General features: G+C 67.8%; 19 protein-coding genes. 7 read left to right on the top strand and 12 right to left on the bottom strand.

The genetic code is table 11. The features are described 5' to 3' along the window. Positions 1-83: 83 nt before the first annotated feature. The 7 genes from lptD to DCD74_RS01045 are packed head-to-tail and all read left to right on the top strand — an operon-like array spanning position 84 to position 7,206. Positions 84-2,504 carry an LPS-assembly protein LptD gene (gene lptD / locus DCD74_RS01075; RefSeq protein WP_407072207.1) on the top strand — a complete coding sequence of 807 codons (2,421 nt, stop codon included), beginning with the start codon at positions 84-86 and terminating at the stop codon, positions 2,502-2,504. Next, positions 2,501-3,817, top strand: a complete 1,317-nt coding sequence (locus tag DCD74_RS01070; protein WP_112925691.1) for a peptidylprolyl isomerase — start codon at positions 2,501-2,503, stop codon at positions 3,815-3,817. The genes lptD and DCD74_RS01070 overlap by 4 nt, the downstream gene beginning before the upstream one ends. Before the next feature lies 1 nt (position 3,818). Beyond that, the gene (pdxA, locus tag DCD74_RS01065; protein ID WP_112925690.1) at positions 3,819-4,814 is read left to right on the top strand and encodes a 4-hydroxythreonine-4-phosphate dehydrogenase PdxA; all 996 of its coding nucleotides are present in this window, start codon (positions 3,819-3,821) and stop codon (positions 4,812-4,814) included. Then, positions 4,811-5,155 (top strand): tRNA-binding protein, encoded by a 345-nt coding sequence (locus DCD74_RS01060; RefSeq protein WP_112925689.1) that lies wholly within the window; start codon positions 4,811-4,813, stop codon positions 5,153-5,155. Before pdxA ends, DCD74_RS01060 begins: the two co-directional genes overlap by 4 nt. Further along, positions 5,152-5,946, top strand: coding sequence for a 16S rRNA (adenine(1518)-N(6)/adenine(1519)-N(6))-dimethyltransferase RsmA (gene rsmA, locus DCD74_RS01055; RefSeq protein WP_112925688.1), 795 nt, complete (start codon positions 5,152-5,154; stop codon positions 5,944-5,946). The genes DCD74_RS01060 and rsmA overlap by 4 nt, the downstream gene beginning before the upstream one ends. Before the next feature lie 45 nt (positions 5,947-5,991). Beyond that, positions 5,992-6,375 (top strand): Co2+/Mg2+ efflux protein ApaG, encoded by a 384-nt coding sequence (apaG, locus tag DCD74_RS01050; protein ID WP_112925687.1) that lies wholly within the window; start codon positions 5,992-5,994, stop codon positions 6,373-6,375. A 9-nt stretch (positions 6,376-6,384) separates the two neighbouring features. Continuing rightward, a complete protein-coding gene (locus tag DCD74_RS01045) occupies positions 6,385-7,206 on the top strand; it encodes a symmetrical bis(5'-nucleosyl)-tetraphosphatase (RefSeq protein ID WP_112925686.1) in 822 nt (273 codons plus the stop codon). A 9-nt stretch (positions 7,207-7,215) separates the two neighbouring features. Here DCD74_RS01045 and DCD74_RS01040 read toward each other — a convergent pair whose 3' ends face one another. From DCD74_RS01040 to DCD74_RS00985, 12 genes are all read right to left on the bottom strand, one after another. Continuing rightward, complete coding sequence (locus DCD74_RS01040; RefSeq protein ID WP_174887951.1) at positions 7,216-7,710, bottom strand: dihydrofolate reductase; 495 nt, start codon at positions 7,708-7,710, stop codon at positions 7,216-7,218. Positions 7,711-7,715: 5 nt separating this feature from the next. Then, positions 7,716-8,510, bottom strand: coding sequence for a thymidylate synthase (locus DCD74_RS01035; RefSeq protein ID WP_112925685.1), 795 nt, complete (start codon positions 8,508-8,510; stop codon positions 7,716-7,718). Continuing rightward, positions 8,510-9,400 carry a prolipoprotein diacylglyceryl transferase gene (lgt, locus tag DCD74_RS01030; protein ID WP_112925684.1) on the bottom strand — a complete coding sequence of 297 codons (891 nt, stop codon included), beginning with the start codon at positions 9,398-9,400 and terminating at the stop codon, positions 8,510-8,512. The genes DCD74_RS01035 and lgt overlap by 1 nt, the downstream gene beginning before the upstream one ends. A gap of 57 nt (positions 9,401-9,457) precedes the next feature. After that, positions 9,458-9,952: a TPM domain-containing protein gene (locus DCD74_RS01025; protein ID WP_112925683.1), complete on the bottom strand. Its 495-nt coding sequence runs from the start codon at positions 9,950-9,952 to the stop codon at positions 9,458-9,460. After that, a complete protein-coding gene (locus DCD74_RS01020; protein WP_112925682.1) occupies positions 9,952-10,863 on the bottom strand; it encodes a TPM domain-containing protein in 912 nt (303 codons plus the stop codon). The genes DCD74_RS01025 and DCD74_RS01020 overlap by 1 nt, the downstream gene beginning before the upstream one ends. 15 nt (positions 10,864-10,878) lie before the next feature. Continuing rightward, a complete protein-coding gene (locus DCD74_RS01015) occupies positions 10,879-11,517 on the bottom strand; it encodes a LemA family protein (protein WP_112925681.1) in 639 nt (212 codons plus the stop codon). A gap of 98 nt (positions 11,518-11,615) precedes the next feature. Further along, complete coding sequence (locus DCD74_RS01010; RefSeq protein ID WP_112925680.1) at positions 11,616-12,365, bottom strand: TerC family protein; 750 nt, start codon at positions 12,363-12,365, stop codon at positions 11,616-11,618. Between the two features lie 48 nt (positions 12,366-12,413). Continuing rightward, positions 12,414-12,794, bottom strand: coding sequence for a diacylglycerol kinase (locus DCD74_RS01005; RefSeq protein WP_112927596.1), 381 nt, complete (start codon positions 12,792-12,794; stop codon positions 12,414-12,416). Between the two features lie 146 nt (positions 12,795-12,940). Further along, positions 12,941-14,176 (bottom strand): ABC transporter permease, encoded by a 1,236-nt coding sequence (locus DCD74_RS01000; protein WP_112925679.1) that lies wholly within the window; start codon positions 14,174-14,176, stop codon positions 12,941-12,943. Then, complete coding sequence (locus DCD74_RS00995) at positions 14,173-14,880, bottom strand: ABC transporter ATP-binding protein (RefSeq protein ID WP_237049632.1); 708 nt, start codon at positions 14,878-14,880, stop codon at positions 14,173-14,175. The genes DCD74_RS01000 and DCD74_RS00995 overlap by 4 nt, the downstream gene beginning before the upstream one ends. Before the next feature lie 2 nt (positions 14,881-14,882). Next, positions 14,883-16,478: an efflux RND transporter periplasmic adaptor subunit gene (locus DCD74_RS00990; protein WP_112925678.1), complete on the bottom strand. Its 1,596-nt coding sequence runs from the start codon at positions 16,476-16,478 to the stop codon at positions 14,883-14,885. Between the two features lie 71 nt (positions 16,479-16,549). Continuing rightward, positions 16,550-17,827: a sensor histidine kinase gene (locus tag DCD74_RS00985; RefSeq protein ID WP_112925677.1), complete on the bottom strand. Its 1,278-nt coding sequence runs from the start codon at positions 17,825-17,827 to the stop codon at positions 16,550-16,552. Between the last annotated feature and the right edge of the window lie 3 nt (positions 17,828-17,830).

Here is a 17,830-nt window from a genome sequence, read left to right as displayed (position 1 = left end):
TGAACGGGGCCGGACCGCGCATTGCCGCTTCACAGGGGATGGGGCAAGCTAACCGCCGAATTCAGCCTTCACGGACCGGACGCGTGCGCCCCTGCCCCCGACTGTTGCCCCTCCCGTTCGCCATCGCCCTTGCCCTGCCCGTGATGGCGCAGGAGCAGGACATGCCGCCGGATTACGGCCTGTGCCCGATCGAGGACGCGGTGCCGCCCTTCGCCGACGCGCCGCAGACCAAGCTGGGCATCTCGCCCGACGCCCGCAAGAAGCTCCCGACCGAGCTGGAAGGTGACGAACAGAGCGGCACGGTGGAGATCCCGGTGCTGCAGGGCAATGTCGCGCTCAGCCGTGGCGACCAGTTCCTGGGCACCGACAAGCTGACCTTCGACAGCGAGAAGGAAACCTACGTGGCGGAAGGCAAGGTGCGCTTCCGCGACAGCGGGATGCGCATCGTCGCCGAGCGCGCCACCGGCAGTCAGGCCGAAGACACGCACCGCATCGAAGACCTCAAGTACCAGCTGACCGACCGCCGCGGCAATGGCGGTGCCGACCGCATCGAACTGGTCGGCAACAAGGGCAGCCTGTTCGGGGCCACCTACACCACCTGCCCGCCGACGCAGCAGCATTGGCGCGTGGTCGCCAACCGCATCGACGTCGACACCGAGGAAGGCTTCGCGGTCGCCCGCAACGCCACCCTGCGCGTCGGCAAGGTGCCGGTGCTGTACGTGCCGTGGTTCAAGTTCCCGATCGACGAGCGCCGCCAGACCGGCCTGCTGTTCCCGTCGATCTCCAACTCCGGGCGCAATGGCTTCGACTACAAGCAGCCGATCTATCTCAACCTGGCCCCGAACTACGACGCGACGCTGTCGCCGCGCATCATGACCAAGCGCGGCGTGGCGATGGGCGGCGAGTTCCGCTACCTCAACGAGGCCGGCGCCGGCACCCTCAACGGCTTCTGGATGCCCAAGGACAAGCTGCGCGACCGCGATCGCGGCTCGGCCACGTTCGGCGCCTACCAGAACCTCAACCAGCACTGGCAGGCCCGCGCCAACCTGGCCTGGATCAGCGACCCGCGCTATTTCGAGGATTTCAACAACACCTCGCTGGGCGTGTCTTTCTATTCGGTGCAGAGCACGCTGGGCGTGTATGGCCACGGTCGCTATTGGGATGCGGGCGTCGAGGCCGACCACTGGCAGCTGGCCGACTACACCCTGACCGACGCCAGCCTGCCGTTCAACCGGCTGCCGCGCCTGTACTTCAACTGGGAACAGCCCTTCGGCACCCTGCTGCGCGCAGGCGTGGAAAGCGAGGCGGTGCGCTTCCAGCATTCGTCCTACCGCGCGCTGGATGCGCAATACCAGCCGACCGGTCTCCACATCGAGATCCCGGGCGGCAGCCGCTTCGACATCAAGCCCTATATCAGCATGCCGCTGGAAGGCGCCGGCTGGTTCCTGCGACCGACCATCGCCTGGCGTTACACCGCGTATCAGCTGGATGACGCGTTGGCGCGTTCGATCGCCACCCAGCGCGCGCAGGCCGATGCCGCCGCCCGTGGCGTGCCGTTCGCGCCGACGATGGCGGATGGCTTCATGGACAGCAACCCGACCCGCAGCCTGCCGATCTATTCGGTCGATGCCGGGCTGCAGTTCGACCGCGAGTTCGAGCGCAACGGCAAGCCGTTCCTGCAGACGCTGGAGCCGCGCGTGTTCTACCTGCGCGCACCTTACCGCGACCAGTCCGCGCTGCCGGTCTTCGACACCGTGCCGCTGACCTTCGGCTGGGGCCAGCTGTTCCGCGACAACCGCTACAGCAGCGCCGACCGCCAGAGTGACGCCAACCAGATCACCACGGCAGTCACCACCCGCATCCTGCGCGACACCGACGGCTTCGAGAAATTCAGTGCCAGCCTCGGCCAGATCCATTACCTGGACGATGTGCGGGTCAAGGCCTATCCGTGGGAGAACACGGTCGAACGCGGCCGCTCCGCCTGGGTGGCCGATGCCAACTGGTCGCCCAGCGACCGCTGGCTGATCGGCGCCTCCTACCAGTGGGATCCGAAGTACCGCCGGCAGGACCTGGCCGCCTTCCGCGCGCGCTACCTGCTGAAGGACGACGGCATCGTCAACCTGGCCTACCGCTACCGCCGCGACCTGCTGGAGCAGGCCGACTTCTCCTTCCTGTATCCGCTCAACCCGCAGTGGAGCCTGGTCGGCCGCTATTACTACTCGATCAAGGACCGCAAGCCGCTCGAAACCGTGGCCGGCGTGCAGTGGGACAGCTGCTGCGTGGCGGTGCGCCTGGTGGGCCGCCAGTACATCCACAACCGCGAAGGCGAGCTCAATGACAGCATCATGCTGGAGATCGAGTTCAAGGGCCTCGGCTCGGCCGGGCAGGACACGAGGCGCACTTTGCGCCGTGCTATTCTCGGTTACTACCGCGACGATCTTTACCTCGTGCCGCCGGCTTCCATCGCGCCCCCGGCCGATTCCGATACGGACCCCTCCCCATGATGAATCCCCGTGCCCTCCTGCTGGCCGCCGCGCTGGCATTCACCCCCGTTGCGCTGCAGGCCCAGACCCAGCCGGTCGACCGCATCGCCGCCGTGGTCAACGAGGACGTGATCCTGCAGAGCGAGCTGGACCGCGCCATCGCCAACATCACCGCGCAGTACGCCAGCAATCCCGGCCAGTTGCCGCCGCCTGAAGTGCTGGCGAAGCAGGTGCTCGAACGCCTCGTCCTCACCCGCCTGCAGGTCACCCGCGCGCAGGAAAGCGGCATCCGCGTGACCGACCAGGAGATCGACCAGGCGGTGGGCAACATCGCCCAGCAGAACAACATGACGCCCGACCAGCTGCGCGCGCAGGTGGCGAAGGATGGCCTGAGCCTGGCCGACTTCCGCAACACGCTGCGCGACGAGATCACCATCCAGCGCATGAAGCAGAGCTTCGCGCAGAGCCGCATCCAGGTCAGCGAAGCCGAGGTCAACGCGGCCGTGGCCCAACAGGCCGGTGCCGGCGGTGGCAACCAGTACCACCTGGCGCACCTGCTGGTGGCGCTGCCGGAAGGCGCGACCGCCGAGCAGATCGCCACCGCGCAGAAGAAGATCGACGGCATCAAAGGCCTGATCGACCGCGGCGAGATGGATTTCGCGGCTGCCGCGGTCCGTTATTCCGACAGCCCCAACGCGCTGGAAGGCGGCGACCTCGGCTGGCGCCCGGAATCCGAGATCCCGCCGGCGTTCGCGCAGACCGTGCGCACCATGCAGGCCGGCCAGATCATCGGCCCGATCCGTGGCAGCAGCGGCTTCCAGCTGATCCGCCTGGTCGAAACCCGCAGTGGCGCTGCCGCCCCGGCACAGGTCACCGAATACCACGTGCGCCACATCCTGGTGCAGGGCGATGACGCCGCGTCCGAAGCCAAGCTCAACACCCTGCGCGCCCGTGCGCTGGGCGGCGCGGACTTCGCGGAACTGGCCAAGGAAGAGTCGCAGGACGCGCAGTCGAAGGACAAGGGCGGCGACATCGGCTGGCGCACCACCGATGCCTTCGGCCCCGAGCTCGGCCCGCAGATCGCCGCGCTCAAGGATGGCGACATCACTCCGCCGATCAAGTCGCAGGCCGGCTGGCACCTGATCCAGGTCGTCGGTCGCCGCCAGGGCGCGGCCGGCAGTGACCAGCAGCGCGCCGCCGCCCGCGAGACCATCGGCCGCCGCAAGCTGGAAGACGAATACACCCGCTTCCTGCAGGAAATGCGTGGCGACGCCTACGTCGACGTGCGCAGCGAATCGGTGATCGGCGTCGCACCGGCCAGCAACGGCGGCTGAGATGCGCCCGCGGCTGGCGCTGGTGCCGGGTGAACCCGCCGGCGTCGGCCCCGAGCTGTGCGTCCGCCTGGCCCAGCAGCCGGCGGACGTTTTCGATCTGTTGACCTATGGCGATGCCGCCTCGCTGCGCCGCGCCGCCGATGCCTTGGGGCTGCCGCTCCGCCTGCTGCCCGCCGATGCACCGCGCGAACGTGCCGGCGACCTGCCGCTGCAGGAATTTCCACTGCCGGGCGGACTGCCCGCCTTCGGCCAGCCCGACCCTGCCAACGCCCGCGCCATCATCGCCGCGCTGGAAGCCGCCACCCGCGCCTGCCTGTCCGGCGCATGCCACGGGCTGGTGACCGGCCCCACCCACAAGGCCAGTCTCAACGCAGGCGGCATCGCCTACACCGGCACCACCGGCCTGCTCGCCGCGCTGTGCGGGCGCGACGTGGTGATGATGCTGGCGCGTCCCGGCCTGCGCGTGGCCCTGGTCACTACCCATCTGCCCCTGCGCGAAGTGGCCGACGCGCTCACCGCCGAAGCACTCGAACGCACCCTGCGCATCACCGATGCGGCATTGCGAAGTGACTTCGGGATCGGGGCGCCGCGACTGGCGGTGCTCGGCCTCAACCCGCATGCGGGCGAGGACGGCCACATGGGCCGCGAGGAAATCGAGGTGATGGCGCCGGTGCTGGCCAAACTGCGCGGCGAAGGCATGGACCTGATCGGCCCGCTGCCCGCCGACACCGCCTTCCTGCCCGGCAAACTGGCCGGCTTCGACACCGTCATCGCCATGTACCACGACCAGGGCCTGCCGGTGCTGAAAAGCGCCGGCATCGACCAGGCGGTCAACATCACCCTCGGCCTGCCTTTCCCGCGCGTGGCGGTGGATCATGGCACCGCGCTGGACATCGCCGGGCGCGGCATCGCCGACCCTTCCAGCCTGTTCGCCGCCGCCGATCTCTGCGCGATGCTGGCCCGCCGGCACATCGCCCCCTCCGGATTCACCGCATGAGCGACACCCCCATCAGCTTCGACGACTTCCTGAAGGTCGACATCCGCGTCGGCCGCATCGTCGAGGCGCTGCCCTTCCCCGAAGCCCGAAAGCCCGCCTACCGGCTCAAGGTCGATTTCGGGCCGGAGATCGGCGTGCTGCAGTCGAGCGCGCAGATCACCGTGCATTACACGCCGGAGACGCTGGTCGGGCGGCTGGTGGTCGGCGTGGTCAATTTCCCGCCGCGCCAGATCGGCCCGGTCCTCTCGCAATGCCTGGTCACCGGCTTCCATGACGAAGACGGCGCGGTGCGGCTGTGCATCCCCGATGGCGATGTCGCGCCCGGGACGCGCCTGCTGTGAACGCGCATTTCGACAAGCCGGCCAAGAAGCACCTCGGGCAGAACTTCCTGCACGAACGCGGCGTCATCGACAAGATCATCCTCGCGCTGGACCCGAAGCCGGGCGAGCGCATCGTCGAGATCGGTCCCGGCCAGGGCGCGCTGACCCTGCCGCTGCTGGAACGCCATGGCGATGTCACCGCGATCGAATTCGACCGCGACCTGCTGGTGCCGCTCACCGCCGCCGCCGAAGCCGGTGGCGGGCGGCTGCGGCTGATCAACCGCGACGTGCTGCAGGTCGACTTCGGCGAACTGGCGCGCGAACTGGGCGGGCCGATCCGGCTGATCGGCAACCTGCCCTACAACCTGTCCAGCCCGATCCTGTTCCACGCGCTGGACCACGCCGCTTCCATCATCGACATGCATTTCATGCTGCAGAAGGAAGTGGTCGACCGGATGGCCGCCGGCGAAGGCAGCAAGGTCTATGGCCGGCTGTCGGTGATGCTGCAGGCCTATTGCAAGGTCACGCCGCTGATCAAGGTGCCGCCGGGCGCGTTCCGGCCCGCGCCGAAAGTGGATTCGGCGGTGGTGCGGCTGGTACCGAAGCCGGTCGATGAAGTGCAGGTGCGTGACCGCGCGCGATTTGCCCACATCGTGCGGGCGGCGTTCGGGCAGCGCCGCAAGACTTTGCACAACGCGCTGAAGGATGTCTGCGATGACGAGGCCATCCTCGCCGCCGGGCTGGAACCGCGGTTGCGTGCTGAACAGGTGCCGGTGAGTGGCTTCATTGCGCTGGCCAACGCGGCGGTTTGAGGGCTTTTTCCCGCCCGGTTCACGCCGGCTGCGTAGAATTCCGGCATGTCCAGTGAAACGCCTTACGCCATCGATATCGATGTCGCGACCCATTACCTCGACGAGGAATCCTCGCCGCAGGACGGCCGTTACGTCTTCGCTTACACCATCCGCATCGAGAACCGCGGCAACAAACCCGCGCAGTTGCTGAAGCGGCACTGGGTGGTCACCGACGCCGAAGGCCACGTGCAGGAAGTGCATGGCGAAGGCGTGGTAGGCGAACAACCCTGGCTGCGCCCCGGCGACGGCTTCGAATATTCATCGGGCGTCGTGCTGGCCACCAGCCTCGGCACCATGCATGGCAGCTATGACCTGCAGGCGGATGACGGCACGCAATTCTCAGCCGACATCCCCGCCTTCATGTTGAGCACGCCGCGCACGCTGCATTAGGCCGCGCCCATGGCGATCTGGGCCATTGGCGACCTGCAGGGCTGCTACGACGCGACGCAGCGCCTGCTCGAACGCATCCGCTTCGACCCGGCGGCCGATTGGTTGTGGTTCTGCGGCGACCTGGTCAACCGCGGCGGCGAGTCGCTGGAAACGCTGCGGCTGGTGCATTCGCTCGACGCGCAATCACATGTCGTGCTCGGCAACCACGACCTGTCACTGGTCGCCATCGGTGAGCGCCGGCCGGAGGAGCAGCGCAAGGTCAACCCGGATCTGCGCCGCGTGCTGGAGGCGCCGGACGCGCGCGAACTGCTGGAGTGGCTGCGCCGGCGGCCGTTGATGCATGTCGATCGCCAACTGGGCTGGTCGATGTTGCACGCCGGTCTCGCGCCGCAATGGACGCTCGCCATGGCTGAGGGTTACGCGCGCGAGGTAGAGGAACGCCTGCGCGGTCCGGGCCTGCACAAGCTTCTGCGCGCGATGTACGGCGACCGCCCGGCGTGGAACCCGCGGCTGGAAGGCGTGGATCGCCTGCGCGCGATCATCAACGTCTTCACCCGCATGCGTTACTGCACGCCGCGCGGACGCATCGCCTTTGACATCAAGGGCGCGCCGGGTACGCAGCCGGCCGGGCTCTATCCCTGGTATTCGGTGCCGGGCCGCGCCGAGCGCGAGCTCAGGATCGTCTGCGGCCACTGGAGCACGCTGGGCCTGATGGTCGGCCACGGCGTGCATGCCATCGACACCGGCGCGGTCTGGGGCGGCAAGCTCACCGCCTTGCGGCTGGACAGCGAGGAACTGCTGCTGGCGCAGGTGCCGGGCCGGCAGGTCTGATCCGCGCGCTCAGGCGCGGACGTAATCCACGAAGTCGAAGGCGTGCGCGTGGCGTGCGTCGGCGGGGTGGTGTTCGCGTTCGGTGATGCGCCATTGCGATGCATCGAATTCGGGGAAGAAGGCGTCGGCGTCTTCCACTTCCGTATCCACCCAGGTCAGGTGCAGGCGCGTCGCCAACGGCAACGCCAGCGCGAAGATCTCGCCGCCGCCGATGACGCAGAGCGTGCCGGCGCCGTCGGCCTGGGCGATGGCCAGCGCGTCATCGAGCGAGGCGACCGCTTCCATCCCCTCGAACGGCAGCTGGCCGGTCCGCGTCAGCACCAGGTTGCGCCGCTTCGGCAGCGCACGGCCGAGCGATTCGGCGGTCTTGCGCCCCATCAGCACCGGCTGGCCGAGCGTCAGCGCCTTGAAGCGCTTGAGGTCATCCGGCAGGTGCCAAGGCAGATCATTGCCGCGCCCGATGGCATGCCGGCGGTCCAGCGCGGCGATCAGCACGATCTCCATCGCGCTCAGACCGCGACCGGCGCCTTGATCGCCGCCTGCGGGTGATAGTCGAGGATCTCGATGTCCCCGTAGCGGAACCCAAGGATGTCGCGCACCTCCGGGTTGAGCCGCAGCTTCGGCAGCGAGCCGGGCGTGCGCGCGAGCTGCTCGCGGGCCTGGTCGAAGTGATTGGAATAGAGATGCGCATCGCCCAGCGTGTGCACGAAGTCACCGACGCCGAGATCGCAGACCTGCGCCACCATATGGGTCAGCAGTGCGTAGCTGGCGATGTTGAACGGCACGCCGAGGAAGATGTCGCCACTGCGCTGGTAGAGCTGGCAACTCAACTTGCCATCGACCACATAGAACTGGAACAGCGAGTGGCAGGGCATCAGTGCCATCTTCGGCAGGTCGGCCACGTTCCACGCGCTGACGATCAGCCGGCGCGAATCCGGGTTGCGCCTGATCTCGTCCACCACCCAGCGGATCTGGTCGATGACCTGCCCGTCCGCGCCTTCCCAGCTGCGCCATTGCTTGCCGTAGACCGGGCCGAGTTCGCCGCTTTCATCGGCCCACTCGTCCCAGATCGATACCTTGTTGTCCTTGAGGTAGGCGATGTTGGTCTCGCCCTGCAGGAACCACAGCAGCTCGTGGATGATCGAGCGCGTGTGCAGCTTCTTGGTGGTGACCAGCGGGAAGCCTTCGTTCAGGTCGAAGCGCATCTGCCAGCCGAACACGCTGCGGGTGCCGGTGCCGGTGCGGTCGGATTTCTCGTCGCCGTGTTCCAGCACATGGCGCAGCAGGTCGAGGTACGCGCGCATCAGGCCTTCTCCGCCATCGGCGGCTGCGGTTGCAGGGTCGGCTGCGAGCGCGACTTCCACAGCCAGAACAGGCCGAGCGCGACCAGCGGCAGGCTGAGCAGCTGGCCCATCGTCAACCAGCCGAACGCCAGGTAGCCGAGCTGCGCATCCGGCAGCCGCACGAATTCCACCACGAAGCGGAACAGGCCGTAGAGCAGCGCGAACATCCCGCTCACCGCATAGCGCGGACGCGGTTTCGAGGAGAACCACCACAGCAGCGCGAACATGATGATGCCCTCCCAGACCATCTGGTAGAGCTGGCTCGGGTGGCGCGCGTACTGGTTGAGCATGCCGCTGTCGAACATCGCCTGCAGCGCGTTGTGCGACAGCCCCTGCAGCTCGCCCGGCAGCGAGGCCGGGAACACCACGCCCCAGCTGCCATCGGTGGGCTTGCCCCAGAGTTCGCCGTTGATCCAGTTGCCGAGCCGCCCGAAGCCGAGGCCCAGCGGCACCAGCGGGGCGACGAAATCGACCACATCGAAGAAATGCACGCGGTGCTTGCGTGCCCACCACAGCGCCGCGACCAGCACGCCCAGCAGGCCGCCGTGGAAGCTCATGCCGCCCTGCCAGACCTTGAGCATCTGCAGCGGGTCGGCGATGTAGGTCTTGAGGTCGTAGAAGAAGATGTAGCCGAGCCGCCCGCCCAGCACCACGCCGAGCATGCCGTAGAACATCAGGTCGCCGAAGGCGTTGTCATCGACGCCGGGCAGCCGGCCCTGGCGGATGCGGCTGCGGCCCAGCCACCACGCGCTGGCGAACGCCAGCAGGTACATCACGCCATACCAGTGGATCTTGAGCGGGCCGAGCGAAAGCGCGATGGGGTCGAGCTGGTGCAGGTAGACAGGCGGCATCGCGTTCTTCGTCGGCGGGGTACCGTCATTGTGCCCGAGGGGGCATGAAGCACGAAATCAGCGCAGCAGTACCGGCGTGTTGGGCAGTTCGTCGGTGTCGATCTCGCCTTCCACCTGTGGGAAGTACTCGGCCAGCAGGTTGCCGATCTCGCTGACGCCGCGCATCACCGCCTGTTCCGGCTCATCGGCCTTGAGCCGCTCTTCCATCAGCTGGCAGATGCCGCGCCACTGTTCGGCACTGACCAGTTCGCGCAGGCCGCGGTCGGCGACGATTTCGATGCGGTGGTCGGCCAGCAGCAGGTAGACCAGCACGCCGTTGTTGGCCGCAGTGTCCCAGACGCGCAGGCGGGCGAAGGTGTCCTCGGCGCGCTGGCGGGAATCGACGCGGTTCCAGACATCGCGCCAATGCAGGGCGGATTCGACCGCGAAGCAGATCTCGCCGCGGTGCCGGCGTTCGTCCTCGGCGATGGCGTCATGGATGCGCTTCAGGCTGTCGGCGGAGAAGGTGCCGCTGGCCGAGGGCGCGAACAGGTGCTTGAGCATCCTCGACATCACCAGCTCCCCGACGCGCCACCGCCACCGAAGGAGCCACCGCCGCCGCTGAAACCACCGCCGCCACCGAAGCCGCCTCCACCACTGCTGCCACCGCCCCAGCCGCCACCACCGCCGGACCACGGGCCGCCCCCGAAACCACCCCAGCCGTCATCGCGCGCGAAGCGGCCGCGACCGGCGCCCGCCAGCCCGAGGAAGAAGCCGATCAGCGCCCCGATGCCGCCGACCAGCAGCACCGACGACAGCAGCCAGGCCACGCCACCGGCACCGACGCCGGCAAACAGCCCGCGCACGCCGGCCGGCAGGCGGTTGAAGACCATCCGCAGCACATTGGCCACGACGAACGCCGCGATCAGCGCGAACAGCCAGTCGCCGCCGCTGTCGGGGCCCGGCTTGTGCCTGGCCACCGGGGCCGGCAGCTGCTCGCCTTCGATGAGCTTTTCCAGCACGCCGGTCGCGTCGGTCACACCGCCGGCGAAATCGCCCTGGCGGAACTTCGGCACCAGGTATTCCTGGATGACGCGGCTGGCGGTGGCGTCGGGAATCGCGCCTTCCAGCCCGTAGCCGACCTCGATGCGCGCGCGCCGGTCATCCTTCGCCACCAGCAGCAGCACGCCATCGCTCAGCTTCTTGCGGCCGATCTGGTTCTTCTCGGCCACCTTGAGCGCGTAGTCCTCGATCGGCAGGTCGCCGGTCGTCGGCACCAGCAACACCACCAGCTGGCTGCCGGTGCGGGTTTCGAAGGCGCGCAGGTTGGCATCGAGCGCCGCCACGCCCGCCGCATCCAGCGTGCCGGTCTGGTCGGTGGCGTAGCTGGTGAGTTGCGGGATCGCCGGAAGCTGCTGCGCCAGCGCAACGGCGCTGGCGAGCAGCAGCAGGCAGAGCGCAGCGAGGCGCCGCGTCCAGTGCACGTCAGCCGGTTCCGCTTACCCGGCCGGGGCAGGCGTGGGCTGCGCGGCCGGTGCCGGTGCCGGTGCCGCGGACGGCGTGCCGAAATCGACCGTCGGCGCCTGCTGGATCTGCTGTTCGTTCTCGACGCTGAAGTTGGGCTTCGGCTTGTAGCCGAACATCATCGCCACCAGGTTCTGCGGGAACGAACGGATGTAGGTGTTGTAGTCCTGCACGGTGGTGATGTAGCGCTGGCGCTCCACCGCGATGCGGTTCTCGGTGCCTTCCAGCTGGGCCTGCAGCTGCAGGAAGTTCTGGTCGGCCTTCAGCTGCGGGTAGTTCTCCGCGACCATCAGCAGGCGGCCGATGGCGCCGTTCAACTCGCCCTGCGCCTGCTGGAACTGCTGCACCGACTGGGCGTCTTCGGCATTGACGTTGATGCTGCCCACTTTGGCGCGGGCATTGGTGACATCGGTCAGCACCTTGGCTTCGTGCGCGGCATAGCCCTTGACCGTGTTCACCAGGTTCGGCACCAGGTCGGCGCGACGCTTGTACACGTTGAGCACCTGCGACCACGCGGCCTTGACCGCCTCATCCTTCTGCTGGATCTGGTTGTAGCCGCAGCCCGACAGCAGCGAGGCCACCAGGATGAGCACGAGGAAACGGAAGCTGCGCATGGAACACTCCAGATATGACCAAGGGCGCGACCCGATGTCGCGCCTTTCAGGGGACAAAACTGCCGAGCGGGATGTTCAGCCGGGGTGAAAACCGGCCCTTACCACTCGCCCGCGCCGGGGATGTGTTCGCGGTTGGCGTTGCGGCGCATCAGCAGGTTGAGCCACTCCACCAGCACCGAGAAGCCCATCGCGAAGTAGATGTACGGCTTGGGCACGTGCACTTCGAAGCCGTCCAGGATCAGCACCGCGCCGATCAGCAGGATGAAGGCCAGCGCCAGCATCTTGACGGTCGGGTTGGCGTCGATGAAGCGACCCAGCGGGTTCGCGGCCAGCAGCATGATCGCCACCGCCAGCAGGATGGCGAACACCATGATCGGGATGTGCTCGGCGATGCCGACGGCGGTGATCACCGAATCCAGCGAGAACACGATGTCGATGACGGCGATCTGCGCGATGACGAAGGCGAAGCTCGACGACGCCTTGCTGGTGCGCGGGTCATGGTCCTCGCCGCCGGAAATCATTTCCCGGATCTCCGCCGTGCCCTTCCACAACAGGAAGATGCCGCCGACGATCAGCACCAGGTCGCGTACCGAGATGCCCATGCCGCCGATGTGGAACAGGTCGTTCGACATCCGCGCCAGGAACGCCAGCATGACCAGCAGGCCGATGCGGGTGATGCAGGCCACCGCGATGCCGATCTTGCGCGCCAGCGGACGCTGGTGCTCCGGCAGGCGCGAGACCGCGATGGAAATGAACACCAGGTTGTCGATGCCGAGCACGATTTCCAGCGCGGACAGGGTGACCAGCGTGAGCCAGGCGTCGGGGGATGACAGGAAACTCAAATCCATCGTTTGCTTCTCTTCTTTCTTCTTGAATTGTTCTTCGGTCGGGCCGGATCAGCCCAGGCGCGGCAACAGCAGGCAGGTCCAGACCAGCACCACATTCATCATCAGCACGAACACCGCCGCCGAGCCCATGTCCTTGGCGCGGCCGGCCAGTTCGTGGTGCTCGGGGCCGTAACGCTCGATCACCGCCTCGACCGCCGAGTTCATCAACTCCGTCGCCATGACCAGCAGCATCGAGCCCACCAGCAGGGCGCGTTCGATGCCGGTCTGGCCGAGCATCACGCCGACCGGCGCCAGCACGATGAACGCCACCACTTCCAGCCGGAACGAGGACTCGTGCAGCCAGGCCGCACGCAGGCCCTGCAGCGACCAGAGGAAAGCGCGATAGATGCCCCGCGGGCCGCGCGGCAGGTGGCCGTAGGTATCAGCCATGGCGGACATCCGTGGAAAGGTGGGAACTTGGGCAGGCAGGGCGCATAGGGCGTCCGTCGTCATCGGGCTGCGGCCCATGGGCCAACCGTCCGATTTTGCCACAGCCGGGCATCCGCCTACGGAATGCGCGGTGCCGGGCCGATGGCCTATTGCTGGCGCAGCGCCTCGATCGGATCGAGCAGCGAGGCCTTGCGCGCCGGGTAGTAGCCGAAGAACAGGCCGGTGACGATGGAGAACGCGGCCGCCAGCCCGACCACCTGGCCGTTGAGCGCGATCGGCAATTCGCTGAACTTGGAGACCAGCAGCGCCCCGCCGATGCCCAGCACGATGCCGATGACGCCGCCGATCAGCGAGATCAGGATCGCCTCCATCAGGAACTGCCGGCGCACGTCCGAAGGCCCGGCGCCGACCGCCATGCGCAGGCCGATTTCCTTGATCCGCTCGGTCACGCTGACCAGCATGATGTTCATGATGCCAATGCCGCCGATCACCAGGCAGATGCCGGCCACCGCACCCAGCAGCTTCGACATCAAATTGGTGGTGGCGGTACGCGTGGCCACGATCTGGCTGATGTTGCGGACGTTGAAGTCGTCCTCGTCGCCCGGCTTGATCTTGTGGCGCTGGCGCAGCAGCGCTTCGACCTCACCCTGCACATAGTCCAGGTCCTTGGCATCGGCCACGGTCAGCGCGATCTGCATGACCGCGCCCGGCGGCAGGCCCATGCTGCCCATCAACCGGCGCCGCGCGGTCTCCAGCGGCACCATCACCACATCGTCCTGGTCCTGGCCGAAACCACCCTGCCCCTTCGGCGCCAGCGTGCCGACCACGGTCAGCGGCACGCGCCCGAGCCGGATGCTCTGGCCGATGCCGCTGTCGTCACCGAACAAAGTCCGCCGCACCGTGTCGCCGAGGATCACCCCGCGACCGTTGCCGCCGTAGTCATCGCCCTCGAACAGGCTGCCCTCGGCGATCTGCCAGCCGTTGATCTCGAAGAAATCGGGCTGCACGCCCTGCCAGCTGGTCGAGGCATTGTTTTCCGCGAACACGACCTGGGTGCTGCCACGCAGCGCACCGGCCACGAACTGCACCTCGGGGATCTCGTCGCGGATCGCGTCGGCATCGCCCAGGTTGAGGGTGAAGAAGCTGGATGCGCTCATCCGCGCACCGCCGGGCCCGCGCCCGCCGCCCGGCGAAATGTCCAGCCGCTGCGAACCGAGGCCGGACACCAGCTTGTCGATTTCCTTCTGCGTGCCCTGCCCGACCGAGACCATCACGATCACCGCCGCGATGCCGATGATCACGCCCAGCGACGTCAGCGCGCTGCGCATCCAGTTGCCGCGCAATGCGTGGAACGCCGTGCGCAGGATGTCGAGCCAGGTCATGCGCGCACCTCCTCGTGCAGCTCGCCGTCGCGCATCACGAAGATGCGGTCGGCGTGCTCGGCGACTTCGGCGTCGTGGGTGATCAGCACCACGGTGTGGCCGTCGTCGCGCAACTGCTTGAACAGCGCCAGGATTTCCTCGCCGGTCTTGCTGTCGAGCGCGCCGGTGGGCTCGTCGGCCAGCAGGATCGGCGGCTGGTTGATCAGTGCGCGGGCAATCGCCACGCGCTGCTGCTGGCCACCCGAGAGTTCATTGGGCTTGTGCTGGCTGCGTTCGCCCAGCCCCACCGATGCCAGCGCGGCCTGCGCGCGTTCGCGGCGTTCGGCGGGCGGCACGCGGGCGTAGCCGAGCGGCATCGCCACGTTGTCGAGCGCGCTCATCCGCGGCAGCAGGTGGAAGCCCTGGAACACGAAGCCGATCTTCTCGCGCCGGAGCGTGGCGAGTTCTTCCGCGTCGAGGGTGGCGACATCCACGCCATCGCATTCGTAGACGCCATCACTCGGCGTGTCGAGGCAGCCGATCAGGTTCATCAGCGTCGATTTGCCGGAACCCGACGGCCCCATGATCGCGACGAAATCGCCACGGCGGATCACCAGGTCCACGCCCTGCAGCGCGATGACCTCGGCCTCGCTGCCTTCGGCATAGACCTTGCGCAGGCCGCGGGTCTCGATGACCGGTGGCGCGATGGGCTGGACCGTCTCCACCGTCAGGGCCGGGCCGCCGGCGCGGAAGCCGAAGCACCCGACGAAGCCGATGCCGACCGTGCGCCGGTGATGGCCTCGTCGCCTTCCTTCACGTTGCCGGCGACTTCGGTATCGGTGCCGTCCGAGGCACCTAGCCGCACCATCACCATCTTCGGCTTGCCGTCGACCAGCAGGTAGAGCGGCGCGCGGCGTGCATTGAGCAGCGCGTCGATGGCCGAATCCCACTGGCCGCGCTGGGCGTCATCGAGCGTGGCGCGGAATTCGCCGAACTGCTGCTGGAAGCGGTCGCGCATGCGGCTGCGCATCTGCGCCTGCATCGCGGCATCACCACCGCCGCCCATCGTGATCACGCGCATGCCACCGCCGCCACCTCCGCCCATCACGCGGTTGCCCTGCTGCTGGCTGGCCGCGCTGCGCGCCGCCTGCATGCGTTCGGCCTGACGCGCCTTCATCGCCTCCAACGACGCATCGAATGCGGCCTGCTGGGTGGACGACAGCTTGAGCTTGGCCGCGATGCCCGGCAGGTCGTCGCCGATGCCGCCACGCTGGCCACCGCCCGCACCGCCGCCATCGCCGGACGCCGCCATCATCGCCTTCATCTCCTCATCCGAAGGCTTGTAGCGCAGCGCCGCGTTGCCCACCTTCAGCACGTTGGCGCGCTTGCTCACCTCGATCTCGGCGTTGACGGTCAGGCCCGGCAGCAGGGTGCCGTCGCTGTTGTCCACCGTCACCACCACCGGATAGGTGACCACGTTGTTGGAGGTCGTCGCCGACAGCCGCACCTGCTCCACGACACCCTTGAACTGGCGGTCGGGGAAGGCGTCGGCGCTGAAACTCACCGCCTGGCCGGCCTTGACCTGGCCGATGTCGGATTCGTCCACCGCCAGCTCGATCTTCATCTTCGACAGGTCTTCGGCGATCTTGAACAGCTCCGGCGCCTGCAGGCTGGCGGCCACGGTCTGGCCGGGCTCGATGGTGCGCGTCAGCACCACGCCGTCCACGGGCGAACGGATCACCGTGCGGCCCAGGTTGAGGCGGGTGGTCTGGGTCGATGCGGTCTGCTGGCGGATCTGCGCGCGCGCCACGCCCACCTGCGCCTGCGCCTGCTGCATGGCGGCGCGTGCGGCATCGACATCCCCCTTGGCCACCAGTTGCTGCCGCCCCAGCGAAGCCTTGCGCGCGTAGTCGGCGCTGGTATTGCGAAGTGCGGCCTCGGCCTGGGCCAGCTGCGCGTTGGCGCTGGCGATCTGCGCGGAACCCTGCGCGATCTGCGCCTCGTAGGTGCTGGGGTCGATGCGCGCCAGCACGTCGCCCTTCTTCACCGGGCTGTTGAAATCGACCATCACTTCGGTGACTTGGCCGGAGACCTGGCTGCCCACCGTGACGGTGGAGATGGCCGAGAGCGTGCCGGTCGCCGAAATCGCCACGCGGATGTCACCGCGCCCGATCTGCGTGGTGCGATAGCCGCCGGCTTCAGACGCCGCATCGCGCTTCGTCCACCACACCCCAAGGGCGATGAGGGCGGCCAGGGCGATCAGGGCGGGCCACAACCAGGGACGACGGCGGGAACGGGCGTTGCTGCGGGCTTTCGACGACATCGAATGGGGCTTCCGGAGGAAATGGGGCGGCTATGGCGGCATAACGCGCCAGCCGGATCGCGGTTGACGGCTCAGGCGAATTTGAGCACGGCCAGCGTGCCGCGTCCCGGCTCGCTGTGCAGCGCGATGGACCAGCCGAAGCGCTCGGCCAGCCGTTGCGCGATGGTCAGGCCCATGCCCTTGGCGGTGTAGTCGGAGATGTCGGCGCGCCAGAACGGGTCGAACGCATGGGCGATGGTGTCTTCGTCCATGCCGATGCCGGTATCGCGGATCTCCACGCGGTCCCGCTCGATCGCCATGTCCACCTGCCCCTGGGTGGTGAAGTTGCAGGCGTTGCGCAGCAGTTGCGACACGATGATGCCGAGCACCCGCGGCGGCGCATGCACCTGCGGGTCGGCATTGACCATGACGCGCAGGGTGACGTCCTTGCCTTCCAGCCATTTGCCGGCGCTGGCGGCCTCTTCGTGGACGACGTCCTGCACCTGCACATCCTCGGAATCCACCGGGATGTCGGGATGCCGTGCCAGCACCAGGAAGGCGTCGATGAGCGACTCCATGTCCTGCGTCGCCTGCCGGATCCGGCGCAGCGAACGCTCGCCGCGCACACTGAGCGTTTCCGATTCCAGCAGGTCGCCGGCCATGCGCACCACGGTCACCGGCGTGCGCAGCTCGTGGCTGGCATCGCGGGTGAAGTTGCGTTCGCGGTCCACGTACTCCTCGACGCGGCGCGACATGCTGGCCAGCGCATCGCCGAGATGCGCGACCTCGTAGGTGTTTTCACCACCCGGCCCACCCAGATCGAATTGCGGCGGCTGCGGGCTGCGCGGATCCCAGGCCAGCACCCGGTCGGTGAGCTGCGACACCGGCGCCACGATCCGCTTGCAGCGCCGGTAGCCCAGCCAGCTGATGAAGGCGATGCCCAGCACCGACATCGCCACCGCCAGCACCGAAATCCATTTCACGATGCGGTCGGTGGTGCCGGGCGACATGCTCAGGTACAGCGTGCCGTCGGCGCGCTCGCTGACATACGAAATCCGCCGCGTGTCCGTGCTGCTCCGGTGCAGGCCCGAGGTCAGCGGCCGCAGGTTGGGCGGCACGTGGTCCGGCATCTCCCCCGCCGGCACGAAATAGCTTTCGAACGTGGCATTGCGCGGCAGTGGCGTATCAGGCGACTGCTCGATCAGCTCCCACGAACGCTGCACTTCGGTCATCAGGCGCTGCTTCAGCAGCACGTCGCGCAGCAGCAGGCTGCCGTACAACGTGCCGAGCATGACCAGCACCGAGGCAGCCACGCCCTGCAGGATGAAAATCCAGCGGATCTTGCGGGAGAGGCTTTCCGACGGCGCCATCGT

Origin of the sequence: Lysobacter oculi (genome assembly GCF_003293695.1) — a bacterium.
GTDB classification, from domain to species: Bacteria; Pseudomonadota; Gammaproteobacteria; order Xanthomonadales; family Xanthomonadaceae; genus Solilutibacter; species Solilutibacter oculi.
The sequence above is the reverse complement of the archived record's forward strand: the minus strand, read 5'-3'. Positions and strand labels throughout refer to the sequence as shown.

Excerpts from the sequence above, each read along its gene's own strand:
- DCD74_RS01060 (WP_112925689.1), top strand. The coding sequence starts at position 4,811 with ATGAGCGACACCCCCATCAGCTTCGACGACTTCCTGAAGGTCGACATC.
- DCD74_RS01035 (WP_112925685.1), bottom strand. The coding sequence starts at position 8,510 with ATGCGCGCGTACCTCGACCTGCTGCGCCATGTGCTGGAACACGGCGAC.
- DCD74_RS01005 (WP_112927596.1), bottom strand. The coding sequence starts at position 12,794 with ATGGCTGATACCTACGGCCACCTGCCGCGCGGCCCGCGGGGCATCTAT.
- DCD74_RS01015 (WP_112925681.1), bottom strand. The coding sequence starts at position 11,517 with ATGCGCAGCTTCCGTTTCCTCGTGCTCATCCTGGTGGCCTCGCTGCTG.
- pdxA (WP_112925690.1), top strand. The coding sequence starts at position 3,819 with ATGCGCCCGCGGCTGGCGCTGGTGCCGGGTGAACCCGCCGGCGTCGGC.
- DCD74_RS00985 (WP_112925677.1), bottom strand. The coding sequence starts at position 17,827 with ATGGCGCCGTCGGAAAGCCTCTCCCGCAAGATCCGCTGGATTTTCATC.
- DCD74_RS01040 (WP_174887951.1), bottom strand. The coding sequence starts at position 7,710 with ATGGAGATCGTGCTGATCGCCGCGCTGGACCGCCGGCATGCCATCGGG.
- DCD74_RS01010 (WP_112925680.1), bottom strand. The coding sequence starts at position 12,365 with ATGGATTTGAGTTTCCTGTCATCCCCCGACGCCTGGCTCACGCTGGTC.
- apaG (WP_112925687.1), top strand. The coding sequence starts at position 5,992 with ATGTCCAGTGAAACGCCTTACGCCATCGATATCGATGTCGCGACCCAT.
- lgt (WP_112925684.1), bottom strand. The coding sequence starts at position 9,400 with ATGCCGCCTGTCTACCTGCACCAGCTCGACCCCATCGCGCTTTCGCTC.
- DCD74_RS01070 (WP_112925691.1), top strand. The coding sequence starts at position 2,501 with ATGATGAATCCCCGTGCCCTCCTGCTGGCCGCCGCGCTGGCATTCACC.
- DCD74_RS01025 (WP_112925683.1), bottom strand. The coding sequence starts at position 9,952 with ATGTCGAGGATGCTCAAGCACCTGTTCGCGCCCTCGGCCAGCGGCACC.
- DCD74_RS00990 (WP_112925678.1), bottom strand. The coding sequence starts at position 16,478 with ATGTCGTCGAAAGCCCGCAGCAACGCCCGTTCCCGCCGTCGTCCCTGG.
- DCD74_RS01045 (WP_112925686.1), top strand. The coding sequence starts at position 6,385 with ATGGCGATCTGGGCCATTGGCGACCTGCAGGGCTGCTACGACGCGACG.
- DCD74_RS01000 (WP_112925679.1), bottom strand. The coding sequence starts at position 14,176 with ATGACCTGGCTCGACATCCTGCGCACGGCGTTCCACGCATTGCGCGGC.